Source organism: Mycobacterium liflandii (genome assembly GCF_022354805.1).
Lineage (GTDB): Bacteria > Actinomycetota > Actinomycetes > Mycobacteriales > Mycobacteriaceae > Mycobacterium > Mycobacterium marinum.
In genome coordinates, this window is sequence record NZ_CP023138.1 from 4,787,482 (window position 1) to 4,810,501 (window position 23,020).

Sequence of the window (23,020 nt, forward strand, 5' to 3'; positions counted from 1 at the left end):
AGGTCACCCGAGCAACCACCGAGCAGACTTTAAGGAACTAACGCGTGGCCAACATCAAGTCGCAGCAAAAGCGCAACCGCACCAACGAGCGCGCCCGACTGCGCAACAAGTCGGTGAAGTCGTCGCTGCGTACGGCGGTCCGGTCGTTCCGCGACGCTGCTCACTCGGGCGACAAGGAAAAGGCCGCCGAGCTGCTGGTTTCAACCAACCGCAAGTTGGACAAGGCGGCCAGCAAGGGCGTCATTCACAAGAACCAGGCCGCCAACAAGAAGTCGGCTCTGGCGCGCGCCCTCAACAAGCTGGGCTGACCCGTCAAACCTGAGAACCGGGCCTGGTCCAGGACCGGTTCAAGCGTGTCTCAGGCCTGGTTCACATCTGGTCAGGCCCGGTCGGCGACCAACTCGGCCACCGTTTTGACCGCGGATTCCAGCGCGTAGTCAGCGTCGGCCGCGGCTCCCTTGACGTCGGCGTTGAGTTGCGCGACCAACTGCATCGCCGTTGCGACCTTGTCGCGCGACCAGCGCCGCGCTTGCTTCTGGGCCTTTTGCACCCGCCACGGCGGCATGCCCAGCTGGCTTGCCATGCGGTACGGGTCTCCAGACAACGGCCCCACCCGACCGATCGTGTGTATGGCTTCGGCCAGGGCATCGGCCAGGACCACCAGCGGTTCTCCGCGCATCATCGCCCAGCGCAGCGCCTCGGTGGCGCCGGCCACGTCGCCGGCCACCGCCTTGTCGGCGATATCAAAACCTTTCACCTCGGCCTTGCCGCTGTGATAGCGACGGACCGCGACGGCATCAACGTCACCGCCGGTGTCGGCAACCAGCTGTGAACAGGCCGAGGCCAGTTCGCGGATATCGGATCCGACGGCATCGAGCAGGGCCGTCACAGTGTCCTCGCCGACCTTGACGCGCAGCGCGCGGAACTCGCCACGGACAAAGTCGACACGCTCGCTAGCCTTGCTGATCCGCGCACACGGGTGCACCTGCGCACCCAGCGACTTCAGCTCACCGGCGAGCGCCTTGGCCCGCCCACCGCCGGAATGCACCACCACCAGCACCGTGCCCGGTGGAATGTCGGCGGCGGTCGAGGCGATCAACGCGACCGCGTCTTTGCCGGCCTCGGCAGCGGCCTCCAAAACGACTATCCGCTCCTCGGCGAACAGCGAGGGGCTCAGCAGTTCGGCCAGCTCGTAGGTGCTGACGTCGCCCGCGCGCATTCGGTTGACCGGCACGTCGTCGGTGCCCGCGGCCTGGCGTGCCCGCTCACGCGCTGCCCGCACGATGTCGCCCACCGCCCGCTCGACCAACAGTTCCTCATCACCCAGGACCAAGTGCAACGGCGAAATCTCGCTCACCCCCTGATGGTGTCACGAGGGGCCGACCAGGCCCGCCACCGACCACGCCAGCCCACTGCCGAGGGTGGCCAGCAGAGCTGAAATCATCGCGAGCCGAATCCACCGAAATCGCCACAGCGCCACCACCAACACGGTGACTCCCCCACAATCAGCACCCCGGCAAGCCCCGCCGGGACGGCCACGGTCGCCCCTGGCACATCGGCGGCCCACCGCGCCACATGCAACACCCACCACACCTGCGGCCCGGTGAAGCGGATCAGCAGCTGCGCGCCGGCCGGCCACGGGATGACCAGCACGGCCGCCGCACTGCCCAGCACGGTGATCGGCGCGATCACGGCGGCTACCGCGAGGTTGGCAAACACTGCGACCACACTGAACCGGCCGGAGATCGCGGCGACCAGCGGTGCCGTCACCAGCTGTGCCGCGGTCGCGACGGCGAGCCCGTCCGCCAGCACTTTGGGCCAGCCCCGCGCCACCAGGCCGTCCGACCACCCCGGAGCGACGACGACCAGGGCCGCGGTAGCCACCACCGACAACGCGAAACCCATGTCAACGGCCAGGTGCGGCGCCGCAACCAGCAACACGAGCACGGTGGTCGACAGTGCCGGAATCGCCTGCCGTCGACGCGACGACAACATCGCGGCCAGCGCGATGGATGCCATCAGCGCCGCCCGCAACACACTTGCCGTCGGCTGCACCACGACCACAAACGCCACCAGCGCGATCCCGGCCAGTGCCACCGCGGCCCGCGGTCCGACCCAACGCGCCGAGAACAGCACCGCACCGCAGACGATGGTGACGTTGGCTCCCGACACCGCCGTCAGATGGGTCATCCCCGCTGACCGGAACGCGCGGCCGGTCTCGGTGCTGACCGTCGAGGTATCACCGAGGACCAAGGCGGGCAGCATCGCGGCCTGGTCGGCGGGCAGAACGCGCCGTGCCGCCGCGGCAAACCGGCCGCGCACCTGGTGAGCGGCCCGCTGCAACGCACCGGCACAACCAGCCTTGACCGCACCCGCCGAGTTGAACACCGCGACCGTGAGATCGTGGCGGGCGGGACCGCTGATGCGGGCCGTGAAGCGCACCGGCCGCCCGACCATCAGCTCTCCCATCTCCTCGAACTCGGAGGCACGCGCGAACACCACGACACGACCGGAGATCTCGTCATCACGCAGCCGCTGGATCGTCGTCCGAAACATCAATCGGTCAGACCCCAGCGACAAGGCACTTTCACTGGGTGTGACGGTCACCGCGGCTGAGGTTCCGAACGCGGCGCTGATCGGATGGCGCGCCAGAGCCTCGGTCCGCAGCGCGATCGCCATTCCAAAGCCCGCGCCCACCACCCCGACCGTGACCAGGCCGGCGCTGACTGCGCACGGCCACCGCCTCGACCGCGGCCGGCGATCGGTGATCCACCACAACACCTCGGCCCCGAGCGCGAGCAGCAGGCACCCGGATGCGCACGCGCGACCGACCGGCCAGACGATTCCCGCCGCGGTCACGATCCAGCTGGTCAGCGCACCCGGAACCAGACGCACATCCAGTCGCTCCGCGACGTCGCGGCCGGCGCCGGCCATCCCGCTATGCACCGGCGTCAGACGCGAACCAGGGACCGCAGCTTCTGCAGTCGCGCCGGACCGATGCCGTCAACTTCAGCAAGCTGGTCCACGCTGGTGAACTTGCCGTTGGCCGCTCGCCACGACACGATCGCAGCGGCGGTGACCGGCCCCACCCCGGGCAGCGAATCCAGTTGTTCCACCGTCGCGGTGTTGAGGTCGAGGACCTCGGCCGGATTGGGGCCCGGGCTCCTCGTGCCCGACGTCGCCGCGGGCGCTGGGCTTGGTGTGGCGGCGCCGATCGAGCTGCCGAATCTTTTGGGCTGCCCCGCGACGGGTGCGAGCCCCACCACAATCTGTTCGCCATCGGCCAGCTGACGGGCCATGTTGAGGCCGATGGTGTCCGCACCGGCCAGCGCGCCGCCGGCGGCCTGCAACGCATCGGCTACCCGGGCGCCCGGTGCCAGCGTGAACAGTCCCGGCGTATGGACCAGGCCAACGACACTGACCACCACCGGCCGATCCGGGCCGGCAGCCGCGGCGGGACTTGCCGAGGATCCAGGGCTGGCTCCCGAGCTCCCCGAAACATGTTCCACCGCCGGTAGTTTCGCCGACATCACCGGCGCAGGGCGATCGTGCAGCAACGTGAAAGCGGTGACCAGCACCGCAAGCGCGGCGACTACGGCCAACGCGATGGCACCGGCACGCCCGGGGTCGGCGCGCACCCTGCTCAACAAGCCGCTGCCATCCCCTGCCTCCGCCAGCCAGCGCGGGAGCAGCGAGTTCGGGTCGTCATCGCGATCGTCGTGCGGATCCGCACCGGATTCGGCGGCACCGGACTCGGCGTGCAATCGGAGGTCGGGGGCGGTGGTGAGCCGTCGCTGCAGTCGCTCGGCGGGAAGCTCTGTTCGCATGGGCCGACGGTAAATGCGCCGACCGCCACACCAACTCGAAGCGACGGCGCCAAGCCTGGTGCTTGTGGATGAACCCGACACTGTGCATCGGGCAGGTGCAGCAGGACCGGTCCAACACCGGTGTCGAGGCACCCGATTAACAGGTGAGCCCGCGATGCGCCTAACGTGCAAGGCAGGACTGCCGGTTTCCGGCACGCGCAGTCCCTGCGCGGGAAGCAAACCCAACGGTGGTCACCTGAAACAGGAGGCTGCCGATGAAGCTGGCTCTCACCCCCGACGAAGCCGCCTTCCGCGACGAGCTTCGCACCTTCTACACCACCCGGATACCCGAAGACCTGCGCGAGCTGGTGCGCCAGGGCCAGTCGCCGAGCCGCGATGAGATCGTCACGTGCCACAAGATCCTCAACGATCACGGGCTGGCGGTGCCGAACTGGCCGGTGGAATGGGGCGGTAAGGACTGGACACCGACTCAGCACCAGATCTGGGCCGACGAGATGCAGCTGGCCAGCGTCCCGGAGCCGTTGAACTTCAACACCAAGATGGTCGGTCCGGTGATCGCCGAATTCGGATCCCAGGAGATCAAGCAGCGCTTCCTGCCGCCGACGGCCAGCCTCGACATCTGGTGGTGTCAAGGCTTCTCCGAACCTGAAGCCGGTTCGGATCTCGCATCACTGCGCACCACCGCCGTGCGCGATGGCGACAGCTACGTCGTCAATGGCCAGAAGACATGGACGACGCTGGGCCAGTATGCCGACTGGATTTTCTGCCTGGTGCGCACCGACCCCCAGGCGCCCAAGCGGCAAGCCGGCATTTCGTTTCTGCTCATCGACATGGCCACCCCCGGCATCACGCTGCGGCCGATCAAGACCATCGACGGTGGTCACGAAGTCAACGAGGTGTTTTTCTCCGACGTTCGAGTACCGGCCGATCAACTCGTTGGCCAGGAGAACCAGGGCTGGACCTACGCGAAGTTCCTGCTGGGCAACGAGCGCACCGGGATCGCCGGGGTGGGCCGCACCAAGGTGCGCCTCGCCGAGGTGAAAAAGCACGCTGCCAACAACGGCCTGCTCGACGATCCGCTGTTCGCGGCGCGCCTTGCTGAAGCCGAAAACGAGCTGCTGGCATTGGAACTCACCCAGGCTCGGGTGGTTACCGACTCGGCAGACGGTAAGCCCAACCCGGCGTCGTCGGTACTCAAGTTGCGCGGCAGCCAATTGCAGCAAGTCGCCACCGAATTGCTCGTCGAGGTAGCCGGGCCCGACGCGCTACCGGTGGGCGGTGCACAGGCGGCAGGGATCGCGTCACCGCAGTGGGCCCAGAGCAGCGCCCCGCGCTACCTGAACTACCGCAAGACATCGATTTACGGCGGCAGCAACGAAGTGCAGCGCAACATCATCGCGTCCACCATCTTGGGATTGTGAGGCAGTCATGGACTTTCAGTACAGCGACGAGCAAACGCTGCTCCGCGACACCACCCGTGATCTGTTGTCTCGCAGCTATGACGCGGAGAGCCGCAACAAGATCATCGACACCGATCTCGGCTGGAGCCGCGACGTTTGGAGTCAACTGGCCGACACCGGGATCTTGGGGCTCGGATTCGAGCCGGCCGAGGCCGGCCAGATCGAGATCATGCTGGTGATGACCGAAGTCGGTCGCCGGCTGGCCCCGGAACCCATCGTGCACGCCGCGCTGGCACCCGGCGCGATCATCGCCGAGTTGGGCAACGACGCACAGCTGCAGCTACTCGACGAAGTCGCCGCCGGAGGGCGACTGCTGGCGTTCGCACACCTGGAACCGGGCCAGCGCAGCCCGGCGGCCACCGTGTCGACTCGTGCTGTGCGGCAAGGTGATTCATGGCTCCTGAGCGGAACGAAAAATCCGGTCCTGGCTGGTGACTGCGCCGACACACTGGTGGTCAGCGCAGCTTTGCCCGATGGTGGGGTCGGGTTGTTCCTGGTGGATGCCGGCCCCGAGGGCGGTGGGGTCGACAAGCACCCGTACCCGACGTTCGACAGTCAGCGCGGTGCGCAGATCGACCTGGACCAGGCGCCCGCGGCACCGCTGGGCGACGCCGTCGACGCGTCAGCCGCCATTCGCAACGCCATCATCCGGATCCAGTCGGCGATGTGCGCCGAAGCGGTCGGTGCGATGGAAGAAGCCCTTCGCCTGACCACCGATTACCTCAAGACGCGCAAGCAGTTCGGCGTCACACTGAACAAGTTCCAGGCGCTCACCCAGCGTGCGGCCGACATGTACGTGTCGCTGGAGCTGGCCCGCAGCATGAACTTCTACGCCGCAATGTCCATTGCCGACGGCAACCTCGACCCGCTCATCGCCTCCCGGTCCAAGCTTCAGATTGGCCGGTCGGGCCGCCACATCGCGCAAGAGTCGATCCAGCTGCACGGCGGCATCGGGGTGACCGCGGAGTATCCGGTGGGCCACTACGCGGCCCGGCTCACCGCGATCGACCACACCCTGGGTTCCACCCAGGATCAGCTTCGGGTTCTCATCGATCACATCGCCGACTACGACCTGGTCAGGCTCTAACTCCGGGCCGCCGATCGCCTGCCCGCCGCGCCCAGCCCGGCGGCGATCCGCGGAACCGTTTGACCGGCACCCGATCGGGACGCCCGGCGCGCCAACACCCGCCCGTGGTCACAACCATTGGTTGTAACCACTCAAAGAAGTGCCCTCTGCCCACGCGCGGCTGCCGCCGAAATACTAGAAATGTCGGCGCGTCAACGTGCGCCGGCAAGACGAAACAAACCGACAAACGTATGCGAACAAGCCTCAAGAGGAGACATGACTCACTACACGTGGACCGTCATCGGAGCCGGACCCGCAGGGATCGCCAGTGTTGGCAGACTGCTCGACCACGGCGTGCGGCCCAATGAAATCGCTTGGATAGATCCGCAGTTCGCGGCAGGAGACCTGGGCGAAAAGTGGGGTGCCGTCCCGAGTAACACCCAAGTATCGCTGTTCCTGGACTACTTCAACGCCTCACCCGCGTTCGGCTTCGCCGCGGCACCGCATTTCGACCTGCACGACATCGACCCCCAGCACACCTGCCAACTAGGCGTAGTCGCCGGGCCGCTGCGTTGGGTCACCGAGCACCTGCGGGCCAAGGTGGCAGCATTTCAAAGCACCGCAACCGAGCTCTCACTGCGCAACCAACACTGGCAGATCACCACACTCGACGGTGAAATCTCTTCCAAGAACGTGATTCTGGCGGTCGGCTCGACACCCAAGAAGCTGACCTACCCCGAGCTGAAAGAGATACCGGTCGAAGTTGCCCTCAACCCTGAGAAGCTGGCGCAGCAACAACTGGACGGGGCAACCGTTGCCGTATTCGGCTCGTCCCACTCGACGATGATCGCATTGCCGAACCTGCTCGAGCATCCCGTGCACAAGGTGATCAACTTCTACCGCAGCCCGCACAGATACGCTGTCCCCTTCCAGGATTGGACCCTCTTCGACGACACCGGCCTCAAAGGCGACGCGGCTCGGTGGGCGCGGGAGAACATCGACGGACGGCATCCCGAACGGCTGCACAGGTGTTTGGTCGACAGCCCGGAATTCGCCAGACTGCTTCGCGAATGCGACCAGGCCGTCTACACCGTCGGGTTCGAACGCAGGCACCTTCCCCTGACCCCGCAGTGGGGACTGCTGGAGCACGACGGCGCCAACGGGATTCTCGCGCCCGGGCTGTTCGGGATCGGCATTGCATTCCCCGAGTACCGGACCGATCCGCTGGGATTCGGCGAGCACCGGGTGGGAATGGCCAAGTTCATGCAACGCCTCAACAGTGTCCTGCCGCTGTGGCTGCAGTACGGCGGATCGCCGGCCCAGGCGGCGGCTCTTTGCCCGGACGGCGTCGGGCTGCTCGCGGGCGCAACCGCCTAGGGAGCCAGCGCACACGGCTAACTCCAGCTGGGGTCAGCCCGCGGCGAGGCCGTCTCCCGCCCCGCACCCGGATGCCGCTATGACGACCGGGCGCGGGGCGGGCCGGCAGCACCAAAGGACCCCAGACGTTGCCGCTGGCGGGGCCCGTGCACAACCCCAACGGTCCGCGTCCGGTGGGTGGCAGCGGCGATGTCGCGCGGCCACCGGGCAGCGCGGCGGAACCTAGAACTCGAAAGCCGTCTCGGCGGGGACCTCGCTGGAAAACGCCGCATCGAGCCGGGCAATCACGCCAACATCTTTGGCCTGCAACCGGTTGGCCGCGGCCAGTGTGGACGCGCGGTGGGCACCCAGGTAGAGACTGCCCAGCACGTCGCGATCCATCTCGACATCCGCCGGTGCGTCGGTCGGGGTGCAGGCCGCGCGTCCGTCACGGATCTGCAGCGCGAACCGGCCACCGCCGGTGATGGCGATCACCGTGGTGAGGTCGCCGAAATAGGCGCGGGCCTCGAGGGCGGGCACAACGTCCATGATGCGCAGCCACAAGCCGTCTTGCCGCCAGGTCGTGCGAGCCAGTCGGGTGTTGGTGAGCAGGAACGGCATCGGCTCAGCCGGATGGCTGACGATGCTGACCCGCTCCATCGAGTCCAGCCCGAGCAGTGTTCGCCACAGGGCTGCCCGCGCTTCCGGGGTCACAGCGCGCAGCTCGTCGACGCGGGTCAGCTTGGGGTCGGATCTGTCCGCCCGGTAGAGCGCGTAGCCGTCGGCATGCAGCAGCGCAAACGATTCGCGCTCGCCCCCGGGCGAGGCTTTGCATTCGGCCATCAGCTGGTCCCAGAACACCGGCGGGCGCACTAGGCCGCGTGGTACGCGTTGGCGCCAGCGCTCGTAGATCGCTTCGAACTCAGCGCGATGGCGCGCGGGGCTGACTAACCTGACCGGCCCTCCGTCGGGCACCCCGGCATGCAGTCGGGCGAAGCGTCTGTCGACGGTCAGCTCCTGCAGAATCGTCGCCGGGCCGTAGCCGAATCGGCCGTAGATGCCGCCCTCGCTGGCATGGAGCGCAGCCACGGCATACCCGGAATCGGCCATCCGCCGGTGCAGTTCACCGCACATCGCGCGCAGCAGCCCGCGCCGGCGGTGCGTTGGCGCGACGGCGACAAAGCTCATGCCGGCGGTGGAAAGCACGTTGCCGCCGGGCACCGTCAGCTGCAGATCAATGAACAGCGCCATCCCGACGACATCACGGCCGTGACGGGCCACCACCGCCCCATCGGCAGGTATCAGCCCCCGCCAGGCGTCGGCCGACTCCGCACCGATGAAATCAGTGAAACTTGCCACGGCCAAAAGGTACATCCCGGCCCAGTCGTCCTCGGCCGGAGTGGTCAACGTCACCGATGCGGGCAGTACTGCAGTCACGGGCTCCGAATCTGGCACACGGCGGCGCCGGCCCGCATCCCATTTACCGGCTCCGCCCGGGAGGCAGTCCGAGCCCACCAAAGCTCGGTGAACATAATGGGTCCAATCGCAACGGCAAAGGAGCCTTCGATGAGCACAGAACGCCCGCTTCGGGTTATCCAGTGGACCACCGGAAATATCGGGCGGCGGTCGCTGCACGCCATCATCGGGCGACCCGACCTGGAACTGGTGGGGGTGTACGCACACGGCCCGGACAAGGTTGGTGTCGACGCCGCCGAGCTGGCGGGCTGGCCGGACCCCACCGGGGTGCGGGCGACCAGCGACATCGGCGCGCTGCTCGCGCTGGGCGCCGACGCGTGTTGCTATAACCCGTTGTGGCCCAACATCGATGAGCTGGTGGGATTGCTCGAGTCGGGCGTGAATGTGTGCACCAGCGCCGCCTGGATCACCGGGGGCAAGCAGACACCGCGGGACCGGGAACGCATCCTGGCCGCCTGCGAACGCGGCGGCGCGACGATCTTCGGCAGCGGCGCACATCCGGGGATGACCAACATGGTCGGCATGGTGCTCAGCGGCTCGTGCGAGCGAGTCGACGAAATCCGGATCACCGAATCCGTCGACTGCTCGACCTACGAATCGGCGGCCACCCAGACGGCGATGGGGTTCTCCCAGCATCCCGACACCCCCGGCCTGGCCGAGAGCGTGCGGGTCGAAAGCGAGGTCTTCGCCGAATCGGCGGCGATGATGGCCGACGCGATCGGCGCAACGTTGGACAAGATGACCTTCGACGTCACCTTCACCGCGGCCACCGCGGACACCGATTTGGGGTTCATGAAGATCCCCGCGGGCACTGTCGGCAGTGTATACGGCTACCACCGCGGCTGGGTCGGTGATCGCAACGTCGTCAGCGTCGGATTCAACTGGACGATGGGCAATCATGTGGTTCCGCCCAAGCCACTCGAGCACGGACATGTCATCCAGGTGTTCGGGTTGCCCAACATGCGCACGGTGCTGCACTGTCTGCCGCCGAAGGACTGGACGGAGCCCGGTTTCATGGGCCTGGGCATGATCTACACCGCGATGCCGGTCACCAATGCGGTTCCGGCGGTGGTGGCCGCCAAACCGGGGATCGTGACGCTTGCCGATCTGCCGCCGATCACCGGGCGGGCGGCCCTCTGACAATGGCTGCCTACGCCAGGGCCCTGCTCAGTGTCATTGCCATCAGCATCACTTTGGAGGTCTTGTGGACCGGCGGGATCTCCCGCCCACCCACGGTCCTCTACCACCTGTGGCATATCGGACTGATGCTCTTCGTCCTGGCGGTGCGGCTCGCATATCAGCGACAGCTTTCGCCAGAAGTGGCGAAGTATTCCCTGGTTTTGATCGTGGGGATGGCATTCGCCACGGTCGGAGATGTGGTCAATAGCGCGATCTCCGGCATCGAGCCGATCAGCCGCAAACTGTCGGCCGCGGTGATTCTTTTCGGCATCGCCTACGGCCTATATGCCATTGTGCTGTACAAGTTTGCCGCGCCCAGGCTGCGCTCGTACGGCGGCTTCGCATATCGGGCTCGCTGGCTTATCGTCGCCGTGGTTGCGGCGGCCAACACGGCGACTTGGGTCCTGCACATCCGGAACTCGGTGCAGGGCCATCACTTCCTCGAGGTGGGCAGCTTCCTCTTCAATCTGATCATCTACACGGCGCTGATCAGTTTCAGCATCTGGTATTTCTGGGCCGACCGATTCAGCTTGCTGGCGCTATCGGTACTGATTGGCGGATTGCTCATCCCCGTCTCAGACCTGTACCTATTTTTCACCTGGCTGCCCTCGGGCCAGGACTCGAATGTTCCTGGGTTCGACCTGTATGCGCTGAACTGGATTCTTTACTTTGGCGGGCAGGTGCTGTTTGCGTTCCTGCCGGTGGCGCAGGACAGCGATTCGCGCCCGCAGCGCACGTGACTCGAACGGCTGAACAACACTGCCGAGAGCGGTCCCCCGGCGAAAGTCAGATCAATAACTGCCGATGAGCGGCGCCTCGATGCGTCGATCAAGCAAGTTTAAAAGCGCCCATTGTGGCGGTCGGCCATGCCGATCCGATGCGATCACCCCCGCCCGCCGGCGCCTGCCCCCCGGAGGAACGAAGTCGTGCACTAAGAGTTAGACTGCTTAGCCAAGCAAATATTTTCTTGCCTACGCCGGAAGCTTGCTTGCCCAGCAGGCCACGGCGAGCTGCATCGGCGAGCGGAGGGGCGGTCGGGTGCCTAAGATTCCTGTTACCAGCGTGCTCAAACGAGCGTGGATCCCCTTGCTGATGGTGGTGGTACTGGCCATCTCGGGCTTGGTGGTGTCACGCCTGCACAAGATATTCGGTTCTGAGGACCTCAACGCCAACGCCGGCGCCGGGATCGACATCGTGCAGTTCAACCCCAAGGTCGTCATCTATGAAATCTCCGGCCCCGCCGGATCCACCGCCAACATCAACTTTTGGGACGCCGACGCCAACACACACCAGGTAAACGCGGCCCCCCTGCCGTGGTCGTTCACTATCTCGACGACGCTGCCCTCGGTGAGCGCAAACATTATGGCTCAAGGCGACGGTAGTCAGATCGGCTGCCGTATCACCGTGGATGGTGTGGTGCGGGAAGAGAAGTCGGCCGCCGGGGTCAATCCGCAGACCTTTTGCTTAGTGAAATCGGCATGAGCGAGTCCAAAAGCGGCGCCAGTATCAGCACCGAGGACACCGGCCCGATCGAAATCGGCGCGGCCACCGGCGGCGCACCCAACCGCGAGCGCGGCCACCGCCCGGTCATTCCGCACACCATCCGGATCCTTGCCGTGCCGATCATCCTGGGCTGGGTGCTGCTGACGGTCCTGGTCAACGTGGTCGTCCCGTCGCTCGAGGTGGTCAGCGAACAACATTCCGCGCCGATGACCCCGATGGACGCACCGTCGATGAAGGCGATGATGCGGCTGGGACACAACTTCCGGGAATTCGACTCCAACAGCACGGTCATGATCGTCCTGGAGGGCCAGCACAAGCTCGGCGATGATGCGCACCAGTACTACGACAGCCTAATTCGCCAGCTGCGCCAGGACCCCGAACACATACAGCACATCCAGGATTTCTGGGGCGACCGGCTGACCGCCGCGGGGGCCCAAAGCGCCGATGGAAAAAGCGCCTACGTGATGGTGAACCTGGCCGGAAACCAGGGCACGACCCTGGCCAATGAATCGGTCGAAGCCGTGCGTGACGTCATCAACCGGACGCACGAACCCGCCGGGGTCAAGGCATATGTCACCGGGCCCGCCGCGCTCAGCGACGACATGCACCTGATCGGCAACGCCAGCTTGGCCAAGATCACGATGTTCACCCTGGGCGCCATCGCGGTGATGTTGCTGCTGGTCTACCGCTCCATCGTCACCACCGTGATCCAGCTGTTCATGACCGGAATCGCGTTGGCCTCCTCGCGGGGAGTGGTGGCGGTATTGGGCTACCACAACGTATTCGGACTCACCACGTTTGCCGCGAACATTCTGACGATGCTGGCGATCGCCGCCGGGACCGACTACGGGATCTTTCTGGTCGGCCGCTACCAAGAGGCGCGCCAAGCGGGCGAGGACCGAGAAGACGCCTACTACACAACCTTTCGTGGGGTGGCCCCGGTGGTCTTGGGATCCGGCCTGACCATCGCCGGTGCCACCTACTGCCTGAGTTTCGCGCGGCTGCCCTGGTTCAACACGATGGGCGCACCCGTGGCAATCGGGATGTTGGTCGTCGTGTTGGCCGGGCTGACACTGGGTCCCGCAGTGGTATTCGTGGGCAGCCGATTCCACCTATTCGAATCCAAGCGGGCCGCCAATAGAGGCCGGCTGTGGCGGCGGGTCGGCACCGCGGTGGTACGTTGGCCCGCAACGATTCTGGCGCTGAGCGGCGCGATCGTTCTGGTCGGCATGGTCGCCCTGCCCGGTTTCAAGACCAGCTACAACGACCGCTACTACCTACCGGCCTCGGCGCCGTCCAATCTCGGCGAGGCCGCTGCCGACCGGCACTTTTCGCACGCCCGGATGAACCCCGACATGTTGATGGTCGAGGCCGAACACGACATGCGAAACCCGGCGGACATGCTTGTCCTGGACAAAGTGGCCAAGAACGTCATCCGCACCGTGGGCATCGCCATGATCCAGGACATCACCAGGCCGCTGGGTATCCCGATCCAGCACAGCTCCATACCGTTTCAGAACAGCATGCAAAGCCAGACGATGATGCAGAACATGGCCTTCCTGAAAGAGCGGATGGCCGACATGACCAAGATGGCCGACGAGATGCAGGTCCTGATCGACACCACAGAACGCATGTACGCCGTCATGCGCGAGCTCGACACCACCACGACCGACATGGCGCGCGTCACCGCCGAAACCTCGACCATCACCGACGAGCTGCGAGACCACCTCGCCGAGTTCGATGACTTCTGGCGACCGATGCGGTCCTACTTCTACTGGGAAAAACACTGTTTCGACGTTCCGATCTGCTGGTCGTTCAGATCGCTGTTCGACTCTCTGGACGGGATCGACAAGCTTTCCGAGAAGTTCTCCGAACTCACCGAAGACATACAGCACACGGCCGGTCTCACGTCACAGATGCTGACTTTGATTCCGCCGATGATCGCCACCATGAAGACGACCAAAGCGCTGACGCTGACCATGCAGTCCACGTTCTCGGCGATGCTCGACCAGATGGACGAACTCAGCAACACCGCTATCGTCATGGGCCAGAGTTTCGACGCTTCCAAGAACGATGACTTCTTTTACCTGCCCCCGGAAGCCTTCGACAACCCGGACTTCCAGACGGGGCTTCGGATGTTCTTGTCTCCGGACGGAAAATCGGCCCGGTTTTTCATTACCCACCAGGGCGATCCGATGACCCCGGAGGGGATTTCGCGGGTCGACGCGGAACGCACAGCGGCGCAGGAGGGCCTGAAGCAATCGTCGCTCTCGGATGCCAAGGTCTATCTGGGCGGAACCGCCGCCACCTTCAAAGACATGGCCGACGGCGAAAAGTACGACCTGATGATCGCGGTGGTATCTGCGCTGACACTGATCTTCTTGATCATGTTGCTGCTCACCCGAAGCGTAGTCGCCGCCCTGGTGATCGTCGACACCGCAGCCAGCTCGATCGCCGCGTCATTCGGTCTGTCCGTGCTCATTTGGCAGGATTTGTTCGGCATCAAGATCCACTGGATCGTGACCGCGCTGTCGGTCATCATCCTGCTGGCCGTCGGTTCGGACTACAACCTGTTGCTGGTCTCGCGGTTCCGCGAAGAAATCCACGCCGGACTCAAGACCGGGATCATCCGGTCCATGGCCGGAACCGGTGGGGTGGTGACCGCCGCAGGTCTGGTTTTCGCCTTCACCATGGCGTCCATGCTGGGCAGCGATCTGCGGGTGCTCGGACAGTTCGGGTCCACGGTGTGCATCGGCCTACTGCTGGACACGCTGATCGTGCGCACCCTGCTGATGCCATCGATCGCGACGTTGCTGGGCCGCTGGTTCTGGTGGCCGCAGGTTGTGCACCCGCGCGGCGACAATGCCCGGCCCAGGGTCGCGGCGCCAACCCACTGAAAACCGCGCCCTGTCCGAACAACTCGGTGTTTGGGCTACCCCCGCAGCGAAGCAGCGCCGACTTGCACGCAAACCGCGACCGCTTCGGCGCCGACGTGCAACGCCAGCACCGGCCCCAGTGGGGTCACCAGCGCCGGCTCACATGCCGGAAGGCGGCGGCCCAGTTCCACCGCGACGCTGTTGGCGCCCTCCACATTGGCGACATGATGCACGGCCAAGAGCGCCGGTTCGCGCCCGACCACTTCACATACTCGGTCGACCAGCGCCGCCATTGCATGCTTGACGGTGCGAACCCGTTGGGCTAGCACGAGTTTTCCGTCCTCAACCCGCAACAGCGGCTTGGGGGCCAAGGCGGTGCCCAGCCATGCCTTGGCGCCGCCGATTCGTCCGCTGCGGCGCAAGTTGTCCAGCCGGTGGACGACGACGAACGCGTGCGTCCGGCTCACGGTGGCATCGGCAGCGCGCCCAACGGATTCGAGATCTTCTCCGGCCGCAGCGGCCCGTGCCGCCGCGAGCGCGACGAACCCGGTTCCCATCGCGGCCGACTTCGAGTCGATGACGCGCACCTCGGGCCCCAGATCCGCCGCGGCCAGTTTGGCGGCGCGGTAGGTTCCCGACAGTCCCGCCGAAATATGCACCGCCACTACCCCATCACCGGCACTATCGGCCAGCGCTGCGCGATAGGCGGCACGCAGCTCGGCCGGGGTGGCCGCGGCAGTGGTGGCATGACACTTGTGAATATCGTCGGGGACCTCATCCACACCGTCACGCAGGTCGACGCCGTCGAGCAGGATATGCAGCGGGACCTCGCGTATCGCCCACCGTTCTCGGATATCGGCGGGCAGGCGCGCCGATGTATCCGTGACCACCACAACGGCCATGGTTTAGCTGCGCGGCTTCTCGCTGGGCACCCCGGCTTCGGCCAGCGCCTTGAGCATCAGCTCCGCGACCCCCTGGTGAGCCTCGAAGTTCCAGTGGATTCCGTCCGGGTTGCCGCGCCCGCTCATGATCTCTTCGGCAACTGCGGCTTTGAGATCTACCAGCGGGACATCGTGGCGCTGCGCCCATCGTGTTATCGCGGACACGGTGCCGGGGCGGCCGTGATGCGCCTTGCCGTAGGTCTCGGCGATGTGCACTGACGGTAGGGACGCCACAACGGGAATGCCCGGGCGGTTGAAATCGATTGCGCTACGCGTCTGTTCGAGGTATTCAGCGCTCAGATCCGCCGGCAGGGCCGAGCGAGCCACCGGTGACAGCCGTGGCTGCACCCAGGCGTACCCATCGCGCACCCACCGTCGCAACCACGGTGGACGCACATAGCGAATGAGCTCGCGCAGCGCCGTCGGCAACACCGAGGGCAGTGAGTCCATCCCGCTGGTGGCAAAGATCACCGCGCCGGCTCGGGGTAGCGCCGCCCACGACCGCGGATCCTGGGTGGCCGCCCACCAGACGTCGCGGCATGTCCAGCCGATCCGCCCGATCAGTTCCAGATCCCACCCCAGTTGTGCTGCAACGATATTCGGCCAGATGCGGGGATCGTCGGCGGGCAGTCCGCCGGTCGGACCGTAGTAGGACAGCGAGTCGGCGAAAACCAGCAGCAGGGGCCGTTGGCTGGGGCTTGCCCCGCGCTCAGAGGACATCGTTGGCGACCTGCGCCGAAGCGTTCCACACGTCCAGACGCCACCGGATCGCGTCGAAATCGCTGCCGGCAGCGTCGGAATGGCCGGACAGCTGCACCCAGCTGGCGTTGCCCATGCCCCCCAACGCGGGCCAATTGGAAACCGGCAGCCTCAGCAGCGCGGCCGACAACGCGGCGATCAGACCGCCATGTGCGACGAGCACCACCGGGCGGTCCGCCTGGGTGGGGCCACCCCATTCCGGCTCGGCGGAGACCAGCTCGGTGACCAACGGCACGCTGCGCGCGGCCACGTCGATTCTGCTTTCCCCGCCGTGCGGAGCCCACTCGGCATTTTCGCGCCATGCCAGCCGGGCGCCTGGCGCCTCGGCGTCAATCTGGGTGTGGGTCAATCCCTGCCAATCACCGAAGTGGGTCTCACGCAGCCGGGGGTCCACCCGCACCTGCTGGCCGGTGCGCTCCCCCAGCCTGGTTGCGGTGTCGTACGCGCGCCGCAGATCCGACGAGACGATCAGCAGCGGCTGCAGTTTGCCCAGCACCTCTGCGGCGGCCACGGCCTGGGCGCGGCCCAGGTCGCTTAGATCGGTGTCCAGTTGCCCCTGCATCCGGCTACCCAGGTTGTAGTCGGTCTGCCCATGCCGCAGCATCACCAGCCGGCGCACGGTCATGGCGCCTCCGCCGGGTCATCGGAGCCCTCCGCCAAGTCCACCGCCACCACCGGGCAGTCGGCCCACAACCGGTCGAGTGCGTAAAAACTGCGGTCATCCTGATGCTGGACGTGGACCACGATGTCGCGATAGTCCAACAACGTCCAGCGGCCCTCGCGGGCCCCCTCGCGGCGCGCCAACTTATAGCCGGCTCGGCGCATCTTCTCCTCGACCTCGTCGACGATGGCGTTGACCTGGCGCTCGTTGGACGCCGAAGCAATCACGAAGCAGTCGGTGATGACCAGCTGGCCGGACACGTCGATGACCAGCACGTCGTCGGCCAGTTTGGCCGACGCGGCGCCGGCAGCCACCGTCGCCATGTCGATGGCTTCCTGAGTAGCGCTCATGTGTTGTTCCCCGCGGGCAGAATGGTCGTGGTGTCCAGGGTCTCCCCGCCCCCCGAGTCCGGTGGCGTGCGGTAGAGCCTGCGCTTTGAGACATACTGCACGACGCCGTCGGGCATCAGGTACCACAGGGGGCGACCATGCGCGGCGCGCCGACGGCAATCCGTCGATGAGATCGCCAGCGCCGGGATCTCCACCAGGGACAAGGCGTCCTCGGCGAGCCCGTCCAGCGCGGCGGTGACATGGTCGTGGCGCAGTTCGTAGCCCGGCCGACTCACTCCGACAAACCGCGCCGACTCAAACATCTGCTCCCAGCCCTGCCAGGACATGATCGAGGCCAGGGCGTCGGCGCCGGTGATGAAGTACAGCTCCGCAGCCGGGTTGAGGGCATGCAGATCCCGCAGCGTGTCCGTGGTGTAGGTAGGACCGCCCCGGTCGATGTCGACCCGGCTGACCGAAAAGCGGGGGTTGGAAGCCGTCGCGATGACCGTCATCAGATAGCGGTCTTCGGCAGGCGAAACACGCCGTCCCTTCTGCCACGGCTGTCCGCTGGGCACGAACACGACCTCGTCGAGTTCGTAGCGGTCGGCTACCTCACTGGCGGCGACCAGGTGACCGTAATGGATGGGATCGAAAGTCCCACCCATGACACCTAGCCTGCGACGGTGCTTTTGCACGGTTTGCCAGCTTACTTGAGCGCACGGCGCCGCTCAGATCGTGCGGGAACCGGCCCGGACGGGGCAAACGACAGGCACTGGGCCGCTGGTCCGCCTGGCCCAGCCCGGACCTGCGGGAGCCGCTTCGCGTTTTGCGAATCATGAGCCTTTGAGCAATGGCGCCGCATCGAGCCGCCCGGTCAGGTAAAAGGGGTCTGTGGAAAACATGCCGCTGGGCTCCGTGGACTCCCAGCAGTCGCTGAAAGTTTCGATGACCCGGCGGTTTTATAGCCGATCGGAGGTCACCGGCAAGATCACGCTGCCGGCGGTGCCGGCCATGATCGACGAGTACGTGAAGATGTGCGATGGCATGTTCGCCGATGTGGGACGAAAGTTCTCCGAGGAGGAGCTTGCCCATCTGCGTTCGGTGCTCGAAGGCCAGTTGGCTCAGGCCTACTCGGCCTCGCCCCGTTCCAGCATCATCATCTCGTTCAACGCGCCCGTCGGCCCCACGCTGAACTACGAGGTCAATGCGCGCTGGTGGACCGTGGAGGCCGCCTACGAAAACTGGATCGACACCCGCAAGGCCCCGCTGTTCGGTACCGAACCCGACGCTCGGGTGTGGGCGCTGGCTAACGAGGCGGCCGATCCCAGCACGCATCGGGTGCTCGAGATCGGTGCGGGGACCGGGCGCAATGCCCTTGCCCTGGCGCGACGGGGGCATCCGGTCGACGTCGTGGAACTGACGCCGAAATTCGCCGAGATGATCCGGGCCGACGCCGAGAAGGAGGGCCTCGACGTACGCGTCATCGTGCGCGACGTCTTCACGACCATTGCGGACCTGCGGCGCGATTATCAGCTGATCGTGCTCTCGGAGGTGGTGTCGGACTTTCGGACCACCCAGCAGTTGCGCGAGCTCTTCGAACTAGCCGCGCAATGCCTTGCTCCCGGTGCGCGCTTGGTCTTCAACGCCTTCCTGGCCTGCGGCGGCTACACGCCGGACCAGGCGGCGCGCGAGTTCGGCCAACAGGCCTACACGACCATTTTCACCCGGCACGAGCTATCGGTTGCGGCGGCCGGACTACCCGTCGAACTCATCGCCGACGACTCCGTGTACGACTACGAGAAGGCGCATCTGCCGGCCGACGCCTGGCCTCCCACCAGCTGGTACGCCGACTGGGTCAGCGGCCTCGACCTGTTTCCGGTGGCCCGCGAGATGAGCCCGATCGAGCTGCGCTGGCTGGTCTTTCGCAAGACGCACTGAAGTGCCCCGGTCACACCGGCAGTAGTTCGTCGATCACGGTGGCCAGCTGCTTTGCCGATCTGCATTCGTGCATCGCGATGACCTCCTGATAGCGCGGCACCGCCGAGTCTCCGCTGCCCCACAGGTGTTGGGGCTCGGGGTTGAGCCAGTGCGCGTGCCTACTCGCGGTCACCATGTCGGCCAGCACGTCGGTGGCCGGATTCCGGTAGTTGGTGCGACCGTCACCGAGCACCAGAAGCGAGCTGCGGGGGGACAGCACGTTGGGGAAACCCTGCATGAAAGAGACAAACGCGTTGCCGTAGTCGGAATGGCCGTCTCGGCTGTAAACCCCGGCCTCCCTGGTGATCCGCTGGATCGCCACAGCCAAGTCAGCATCCGGCCCGAACATGTGCGTCACTTCGTCGGTGGTGTCGATGAACGCAAAGACCCGCACCCACGAAAACTGTTGGCGTAGCGCATGTACCAACAGCAACGTGAAGTGACTGAACCCCGCCACCGAACCGGAGACGTCGCACAGCACAACCAGTTCCGGGCGCGCCGGGCGCGGCTTGCGCAACACCACGTCGATCGGCACCCCACCGGTGGACATCGATTTGCGCAGCGTCTTGCGCAGATCGATGGAACCCGCCCGAGCGCGGCGCCGCCGAGCCGCCAACCGGGTCGCCAGCGTGCGCGCCAGTGGGGCAACCACCCGGCGCATCTGACGCAGTTGCTCACCGGAGGCTCGCAGGAACTCGACATTTTCGGAAAGCTGCGGAATGCCGTACATCTGGACGTGGTCACGCCCGAGCTGCTCGGCGGTGCGCCGCTTGGTCTCCGCGTCGACCATCTTGCGGAGCTGAGAAACCCTCTGCGCTGCAATCGCTTTAGCGATCTGCTCTTGGGTGGGGGTGAGCTCGTCACCATAGGGGGCAAGCAGGCCGGCCAACAGCTTGCCCTCGAGTTCGTCCAGCGCCATCGCCTTGAGCGCCTGATACGACGAGAACGACGGCCCCCGGCTGGAGTTGTACTTGCCGTAGGTCTCCACGATCCGCGCGATCATCCCCACCAGCCGCTGGTCCATGTCGGCCAGATCCGGGTTGTCGGTGAGCAAATCCAGCAGCATCTGCCGCATCGCCTCGACGTCGTCGGGCGGCAAGCCCTCGGACTGCCCGGCTTGCTCCTCGGTGATGACCGCCCGCGCGCCCAGGGCGGCCGGGAACCACAGGTCGAACATGGCATCGTAGGTGTCGCGGTGGTCGGGCCGGCGCAGCACCGCGCAAGCGATGCCCTCGCGTAGCACCTCACGATCCTCGAACCCAAGGGCCGCCATCACTCGGCCGGCGTCCACCGTCTCCGAGGGGCCCACCGAAATTCCGCTGCCGCGAAGCGCTTCCACGAAACCAACCAGATGGCCGGGCAACCCGTGCGGGGCGAGCGGGTAGCTAGGTCGGATACGGCGAGTGGCCATCAGCGCAATCCCCTCAGTTCAACCGGAGTTCCCCGGTTGCACGTTGCTGATCGGACTGATGTTTGAGCACCACACCGAGGGTGGCAGCAACGACCGCATCGTCGATGGTGTCCAGCCCCAGCGCCAGCACGGTGCGGCCCCAGTCGATGGTCTCGGCAATCGACGGCAGCTTCTTGAGCTGCATCCCGCGCAGGACCCCGATGATGCGCACCAGCTCCTCCGCGATGTGCTCGGGCAGCTCGGGAACCCGCGACAACAGAATGCGGCGTTCCATTTCGGGAGTCGGGAAGTCGATGTGCAGGAATAGGCAGCGCCGCTTGAGCGCCTCGGACAGCTCTCGGGTGGCGTTGGAGGTCAGCAGCACGAACGGCGCCCGGGTTGCGGTCAGCGTGCCCAGCTCGGGGACGGTGACCGCAAAGTCGGACAGCACCTCCAGCAGCAGGCCTTCAATCTCGATGTCGGCCTTGTCGGTTTCATCGATCAGCAGCACCGTCGGTTCGGTGCGCCGAATAGCGGTCAGCAGCGGGCGCTGCAGCAAGAATTCCTCGCTGAAGACGTCATCCTTTGTCGCCTCCCAGTCACCCGAGCCGGACTGGATGCGCAGGATCTGTTTGGCGTGGTTCCACTCGTACAACGCGCGGGCCTCGTCCACGCCCTCGTAGCACTGCAGCCGGACCAGCCCGGAGCCGGTGGCTTGCGCGACGGCGCGGGCCAGTTCGGTCTTGCCCACCCCGGCGGGGCCTTCTACCAGCAGCGGCTTGCCGAGCCGGTCGGCGAGAAAGACCGCGGTCGCGGTGGCGGTGTCCGGCAGATAGCCGGTCTGCGCCAACCTGCGTGAGACATCGGCGATGTCGGCGAACAGCGGTACGGACCGTGCTGGCACGCTCACAATGGTTCTCCTTACAGGTCCTAACGGGGGCCGTCAGGCCGGACGCGTGTGACCCTCACCCCACACGATCCACTTGGTCGAGGTCAGTTCCGGCAGGCCCATCGGACCGCGGGCGTGCAGCTTCTGAGTCGAGATACCGATCTCGGCGCCGAAGCCGAACTGCTCACCGTCGGTGAAGGCCGTCGATGCGTTGACCATCACCGCAGCGGCATCAATCCGCTCGGTAAACCGTTGGGCCGCAGCAAGGTTAGTGGTCACGATGGCCTCGGTGTGACCGGTGCCGTACTCGTTGATGTGGGCGATGGCACCGTCCACACCGTCCACCACCGCCACCGCGATCTCCATCGCCAGGTATTCACGACGCAGGTCCTGCTCATCCGCATCGAGATGCACGGTGACACCGGCGTCCTGCAGAGCGCCAATCAGCCGGGGCATGGCATGCTCGGCGATCGCCGCGTCGACCAACAGCGTCTCGGCCGCGTTACAGACGCTGGGTCGGCGGGTCTTGGAGTTGAGCAGGATTCGTTCGGCGACGTCGAGGTCGGCGGCTTCATGCACGTAGACATGGCAGTTGCCCACGCCGGTCTCGATGGTGGGAACCTGCGCATCACGCCCCACCGCGTCGATCAGACCCGCACCGCCACGCGGAATCGCCACGTCGACCAGGCCGCGGGCCTGGATGAGATGGGTGACCGTGGACCGGTCGGCGCTGGAGAGCAGCTGGACCGCGTCGGCGGGCAGCTGCTCGCTGTCGAGGGCCGACCGCAACACGTTGACCAGGGCTTCGTTGGACCGCGCCGCCGACGAACTGCCGCGCAGCAATGCCGCGTTACCCGACTTGAGGGTGAGTCCGAAAGCATCCACGGTGACGTTCGGACGCCCCTCGTAGATCATGCCGACCACCCCGAGCGGGACACGCTGCTGGCGCAGCTGCAGACCGTTGGGCAAGGTGTAGCCGCGCAGCACTTCGCCAACCGGGTCGGGCAGGCCCGCGACCTGACGCAGGCCCGCGGCGATCCCATCGACCCGTTGCGGGTTGAGGGCCAGCCGGTCGAGCATCGCGGCGGGGGTATCGGCAGCCCGTGCCGCGTCGAGGTCTTCGGCGTTGGCCGACAGAATCCGGTCGACGTGGGCCAATATCGCATCGGCGGCCGCATGCAGCGCGCGGTCTTTGACCCCGGTCGGCACCACGGCCAACAGTCGAGCGGCGACCCGCGCCCGGCGCGCGGCGTCATGCACCTCTTGGCGCAAGTCCGGCTCGCGCTGCTGGGCCGCTGCACTCCTGGGTGCTGCTTGCAGAGTCATTACCC

20 protein-coding genes and 1 pseudogene are annotated in these 23,020 nt (G+C 66.0%); 9 read left to right on the top strand and 12 right to left on the bottom strand.

The features are described 5' to 3' along the window. Positions 1-44: 44 nt before the first annotated feature. A complete protein-coding gene (gene rpsT / locus CKW46_RS21295) occupies positions 45-308 on the top strand; it encodes a 30S ribosomal protein S20 (RefSeq protein ID WP_011741410.1) in 264 nt (87 codons plus the stop codon). A 71-nt stretch (positions 309-379) separates the two neighbouring features. On the opposite strand, the gene holA is transcribed toward rpsT, so the two are convergent. From holA to CKW46_RS21310, 3 genes and pseudogenes are all read right to left on the bottom strand, one after another. Beyond that, positions 380-1,339: a DNA polymerase III subunit delta gene (gene holA, locus CKW46_RS21300; protein ID WP_482053457.1), complete on the bottom strand. Its 960-nt coding sequence runs from the start codon at positions 1,337-1,339 to the stop codon at positions 380-382. A gap of 30 nt (positions 1,340-1,369) precedes the next feature. Next, positions 1,370-2,934, bottom strand: a pseudogene (locus CKW46_RS21305) (ComEC/Rec2 family competence protein). A 17-nt stretch (positions 2,935-2,951) separates the two neighbouring features. After that, positions 2,952-3,827, bottom strand: coding sequence for a ComEA family DNA-binding protein (locus CKW46_RS21310; protein ID WP_482052362.1), 876 nt, complete (start codon positions 3,825-3,827; stop codon positions 2,952-2,954). A 254-nt stretch (positions 3,828-4,081) separates the two neighbouring features. On the opposite strand from CKW46_RS21310, the gene CKW46_RS21315 reads away from it, so the two are divergent. The 3 genes from CKW46_RS21315 (at position 4,082) to CKW46_RS21325 (ending at position 7,730) form a co-directional block, all read left to right on the top strand. Beyond that, the gene (locus CKW46_RS21315) at positions 4,082-5,248 is read left to right on the top strand and encodes an acyl-CoA dehydrogenase family protein (RefSeq protein ID WP_011741415.1); all 1,167 of its coding nucleotides are present in this window, start codon (positions 4,082-4,084) and stop codon (positions 5,246-5,248) included. Between the two features lie 7 nt (positions 5,249-5,255). After that, entirely contained in the window at positions 5,256-6,374 is a 1,119-nt protein-coding gene (locus CKW46_RS21320) for an acyl-CoA dehydrogenase family protein (RefSeq protein WP_015356517.1), read from the top strand. 255 nt (positions 6,375-6,629) lie between these two features. Then, positions 6,630-7,730, top strand: coding sequence for a pyridine nucleotide-disulfide oxidoreductase (locus tag CKW46_RS21325; protein ID WP_117435694.1), 1,101 nt, complete (start codon positions 6,630-6,632; stop codon positions 7,728-7,730). A 222-nt stretch (positions 7,731-7,952) separates the two neighbouring features. Here the strand turns inward: CKW46_RS21325 and CKW46_RS21330 are convergent, their stop codons facing one another. Then, positions 7,953-9,083, bottom strand: coding sequence for an enhanced intracellular survival protein Eis (locus tag CKW46_RS21330; RefSeq protein WP_499019318.1), 1,131 nt, complete (start codon positions 9,081-9,083; stop codon positions 7,953-7,955). A 192-nt stretch (positions 9,084-9,275) separates the two neighbouring features. Between CKW46_RS21330 and CKW46_RS21335 the strand changes: the two genes are divergently transcribed. The 4 genes from CKW46_RS21335 to CKW46_RS21350 all read left to right on the top strand — a co-directional run bounded on the left by CKW46_RS21335 (position 9,276) and on the right by CKW46_RS21350 (position 14,764). Next, positions 9,276-10,325, top strand: a complete 1,050-nt coding sequence (locus CKW46_RS21335) for an NAD(P)H-dependent amine dehydrogenase family protein (protein ID WP_012395350.1) — start codon at positions 9,276-9,278, stop codon at positions 10,323-10,325. 2 nt (positions 10,326-10,327) lie between these two features. Next, on the top strand, positions 10,328-11,104 hold the full coding sequence (locus tag CKW46_RS21340) for a hypothetical protein (RefSeq protein ID WP_012395351.1): 777 nt from the start codon (positions 10,328-10,330) through the stop codon (positions 11,102-11,104). Between the two features lie 352 nt (positions 11,105-11,456). Further along, entirely contained in the window at positions 11,457-11,846 is a 390-nt protein-coding gene (locus CKW46_RS21345) for an MmpS family transport accessory protein (protein ID WP_020725966.1), read from the top strand. Further along, the gene (locus CKW46_RS21350; RefSeq protein ID WP_117435689.1) at positions 11,843-14,764 is read left to right on the top strand and encodes an MMPL/RND family transporter; all 2,922 of its coding nucleotides are present in this window, start codon (positions 11,843-11,845) and stop codon (positions 14,762-14,764) included. The genes CKW46_RS21345 and CKW46_RS21350 overlap by 4 nt, the downstream gene beginning before the upstream one ends. Before the next feature lie 35 nt (positions 14,765-14,799). Here the strand turns inward: CKW46_RS21350 and CKW46_RS21355 are convergent, their stop codons facing one another. The 5 genes from CKW46_RS21355 to nadD are packed head-to-tail and all read right to left on the bottom strand — an operon-like array spanning position 14,800 to position 18,098. Beyond that, positions 14,800-15,645 carry a DegV family protein gene (locus tag CKW46_RS21355; protein ID WP_015356522.1) on the bottom strand — a complete coding sequence of 282 codons (846 nt, stop codon included), beginning with the start codon at positions 15,643-15,645 and terminating at the stop codon, positions 14,800-14,802. A 3-nt stretch (positions 15,646-15,648) separates the two neighbouring features. Beyond that, entirely contained in the window at positions 15,649-16,404 is a 756-nt protein-coding gene (octT, locus tag CKW46_RS21360; RefSeq protein WP_012395355.1) for a diglucosylglycerate octanoyltransferase, read from the bottom strand. Next, positions 16,394-17,068, bottom strand: a complete 675-nt coding sequence (gpgP, locus tag CKW46_RS21365) for a glucosyl-3-phosphoglycerate phosphatase (RefSeq protein ID WP_015356523.1) — start codon at positions 17,066-17,068, stop codon at positions 16,394-16,396. Before gpgP ends, octT begins: the two co-directional genes overlap by 11 nt. After that, positions 17,065-17,454, bottom strand: a complete 390-nt coding sequence (rsfS, locus tag CKW46_RS21370; protein WP_012395357.1) for a ribosome silencing factor — start codon at positions 17,452-17,454, stop codon at positions 17,065-17,067. The genes gpgP and rsfS overlap by 4 nt, the downstream gene beginning before the upstream one ends. Beyond that, complete coding sequence (nadD, locus tag CKW46_RS21375) at positions 17,451-18,098, bottom strand: nicotinate-nucleotide adenylyltransferase (protein WP_015356524.1); 648 nt, start codon at positions 18,096-18,098, stop codon at positions 17,451-17,453. Before nadD ends, rsfS begins: the two co-directional genes overlap by 4 nt. A 235-nt stretch (positions 18,099-18,333) precedes the next feature. Between nadD and CKW46_RS21380 the strand changes: the two genes are divergently transcribed. Next, a complete protein-coding gene (locus tag CKW46_RS21380) occupies positions 18,334-19,371 on the top strand; it encodes a class I SAM-dependent methyltransferase (RefSeq protein WP_482052364.1) in 1,038 nt (345 codons plus the stop codon). 10 nt (positions 19,372-19,381) lie between these two features. Here the strand turns inward: CKW46_RS21380 and CKW46_RS21385 are convergent, their stop codons facing one another. From CKW46_RS21385 to CKW46_RS21395, 3 genes are read right to left on the bottom strand one after another with little or no spacing between them, the layout of a single operon-like run. Further along, positions 19,382-20,821, bottom strand: coding sequence for a vWA domain-containing protein (locus CKW46_RS21385; protein ID WP_482052365.1), 1,440 nt, complete (start codon positions 20,819-20,821; stop codon positions 19,382-19,384). A gap of 13 nt (positions 20,822-20,834) precedes the next feature. Further along, on the bottom strand, positions 20,835-21,710 hold the full coding sequence (locus tag CKW46_RS21390) for an AAA family ATPase (RefSeq protein ID WP_011741427.1): 876 nt from the start codon (positions 21,708-21,710) through the stop codon (positions 20,835-20,837). Between the two features lie 33 nt (positions 21,711-21,743). After that, entirely contained in the window at positions 21,744-23,015 is a 1,272-nt protein-coding gene (locus tag CKW46_RS21395) for a glutamate-5-semialdehyde dehydrogenase (RefSeq protein ID WP_482052366.1), read from the bottom strand. Between the last annotated feature and the right edge of the window lie 5 nt (positions 23,016-23,020).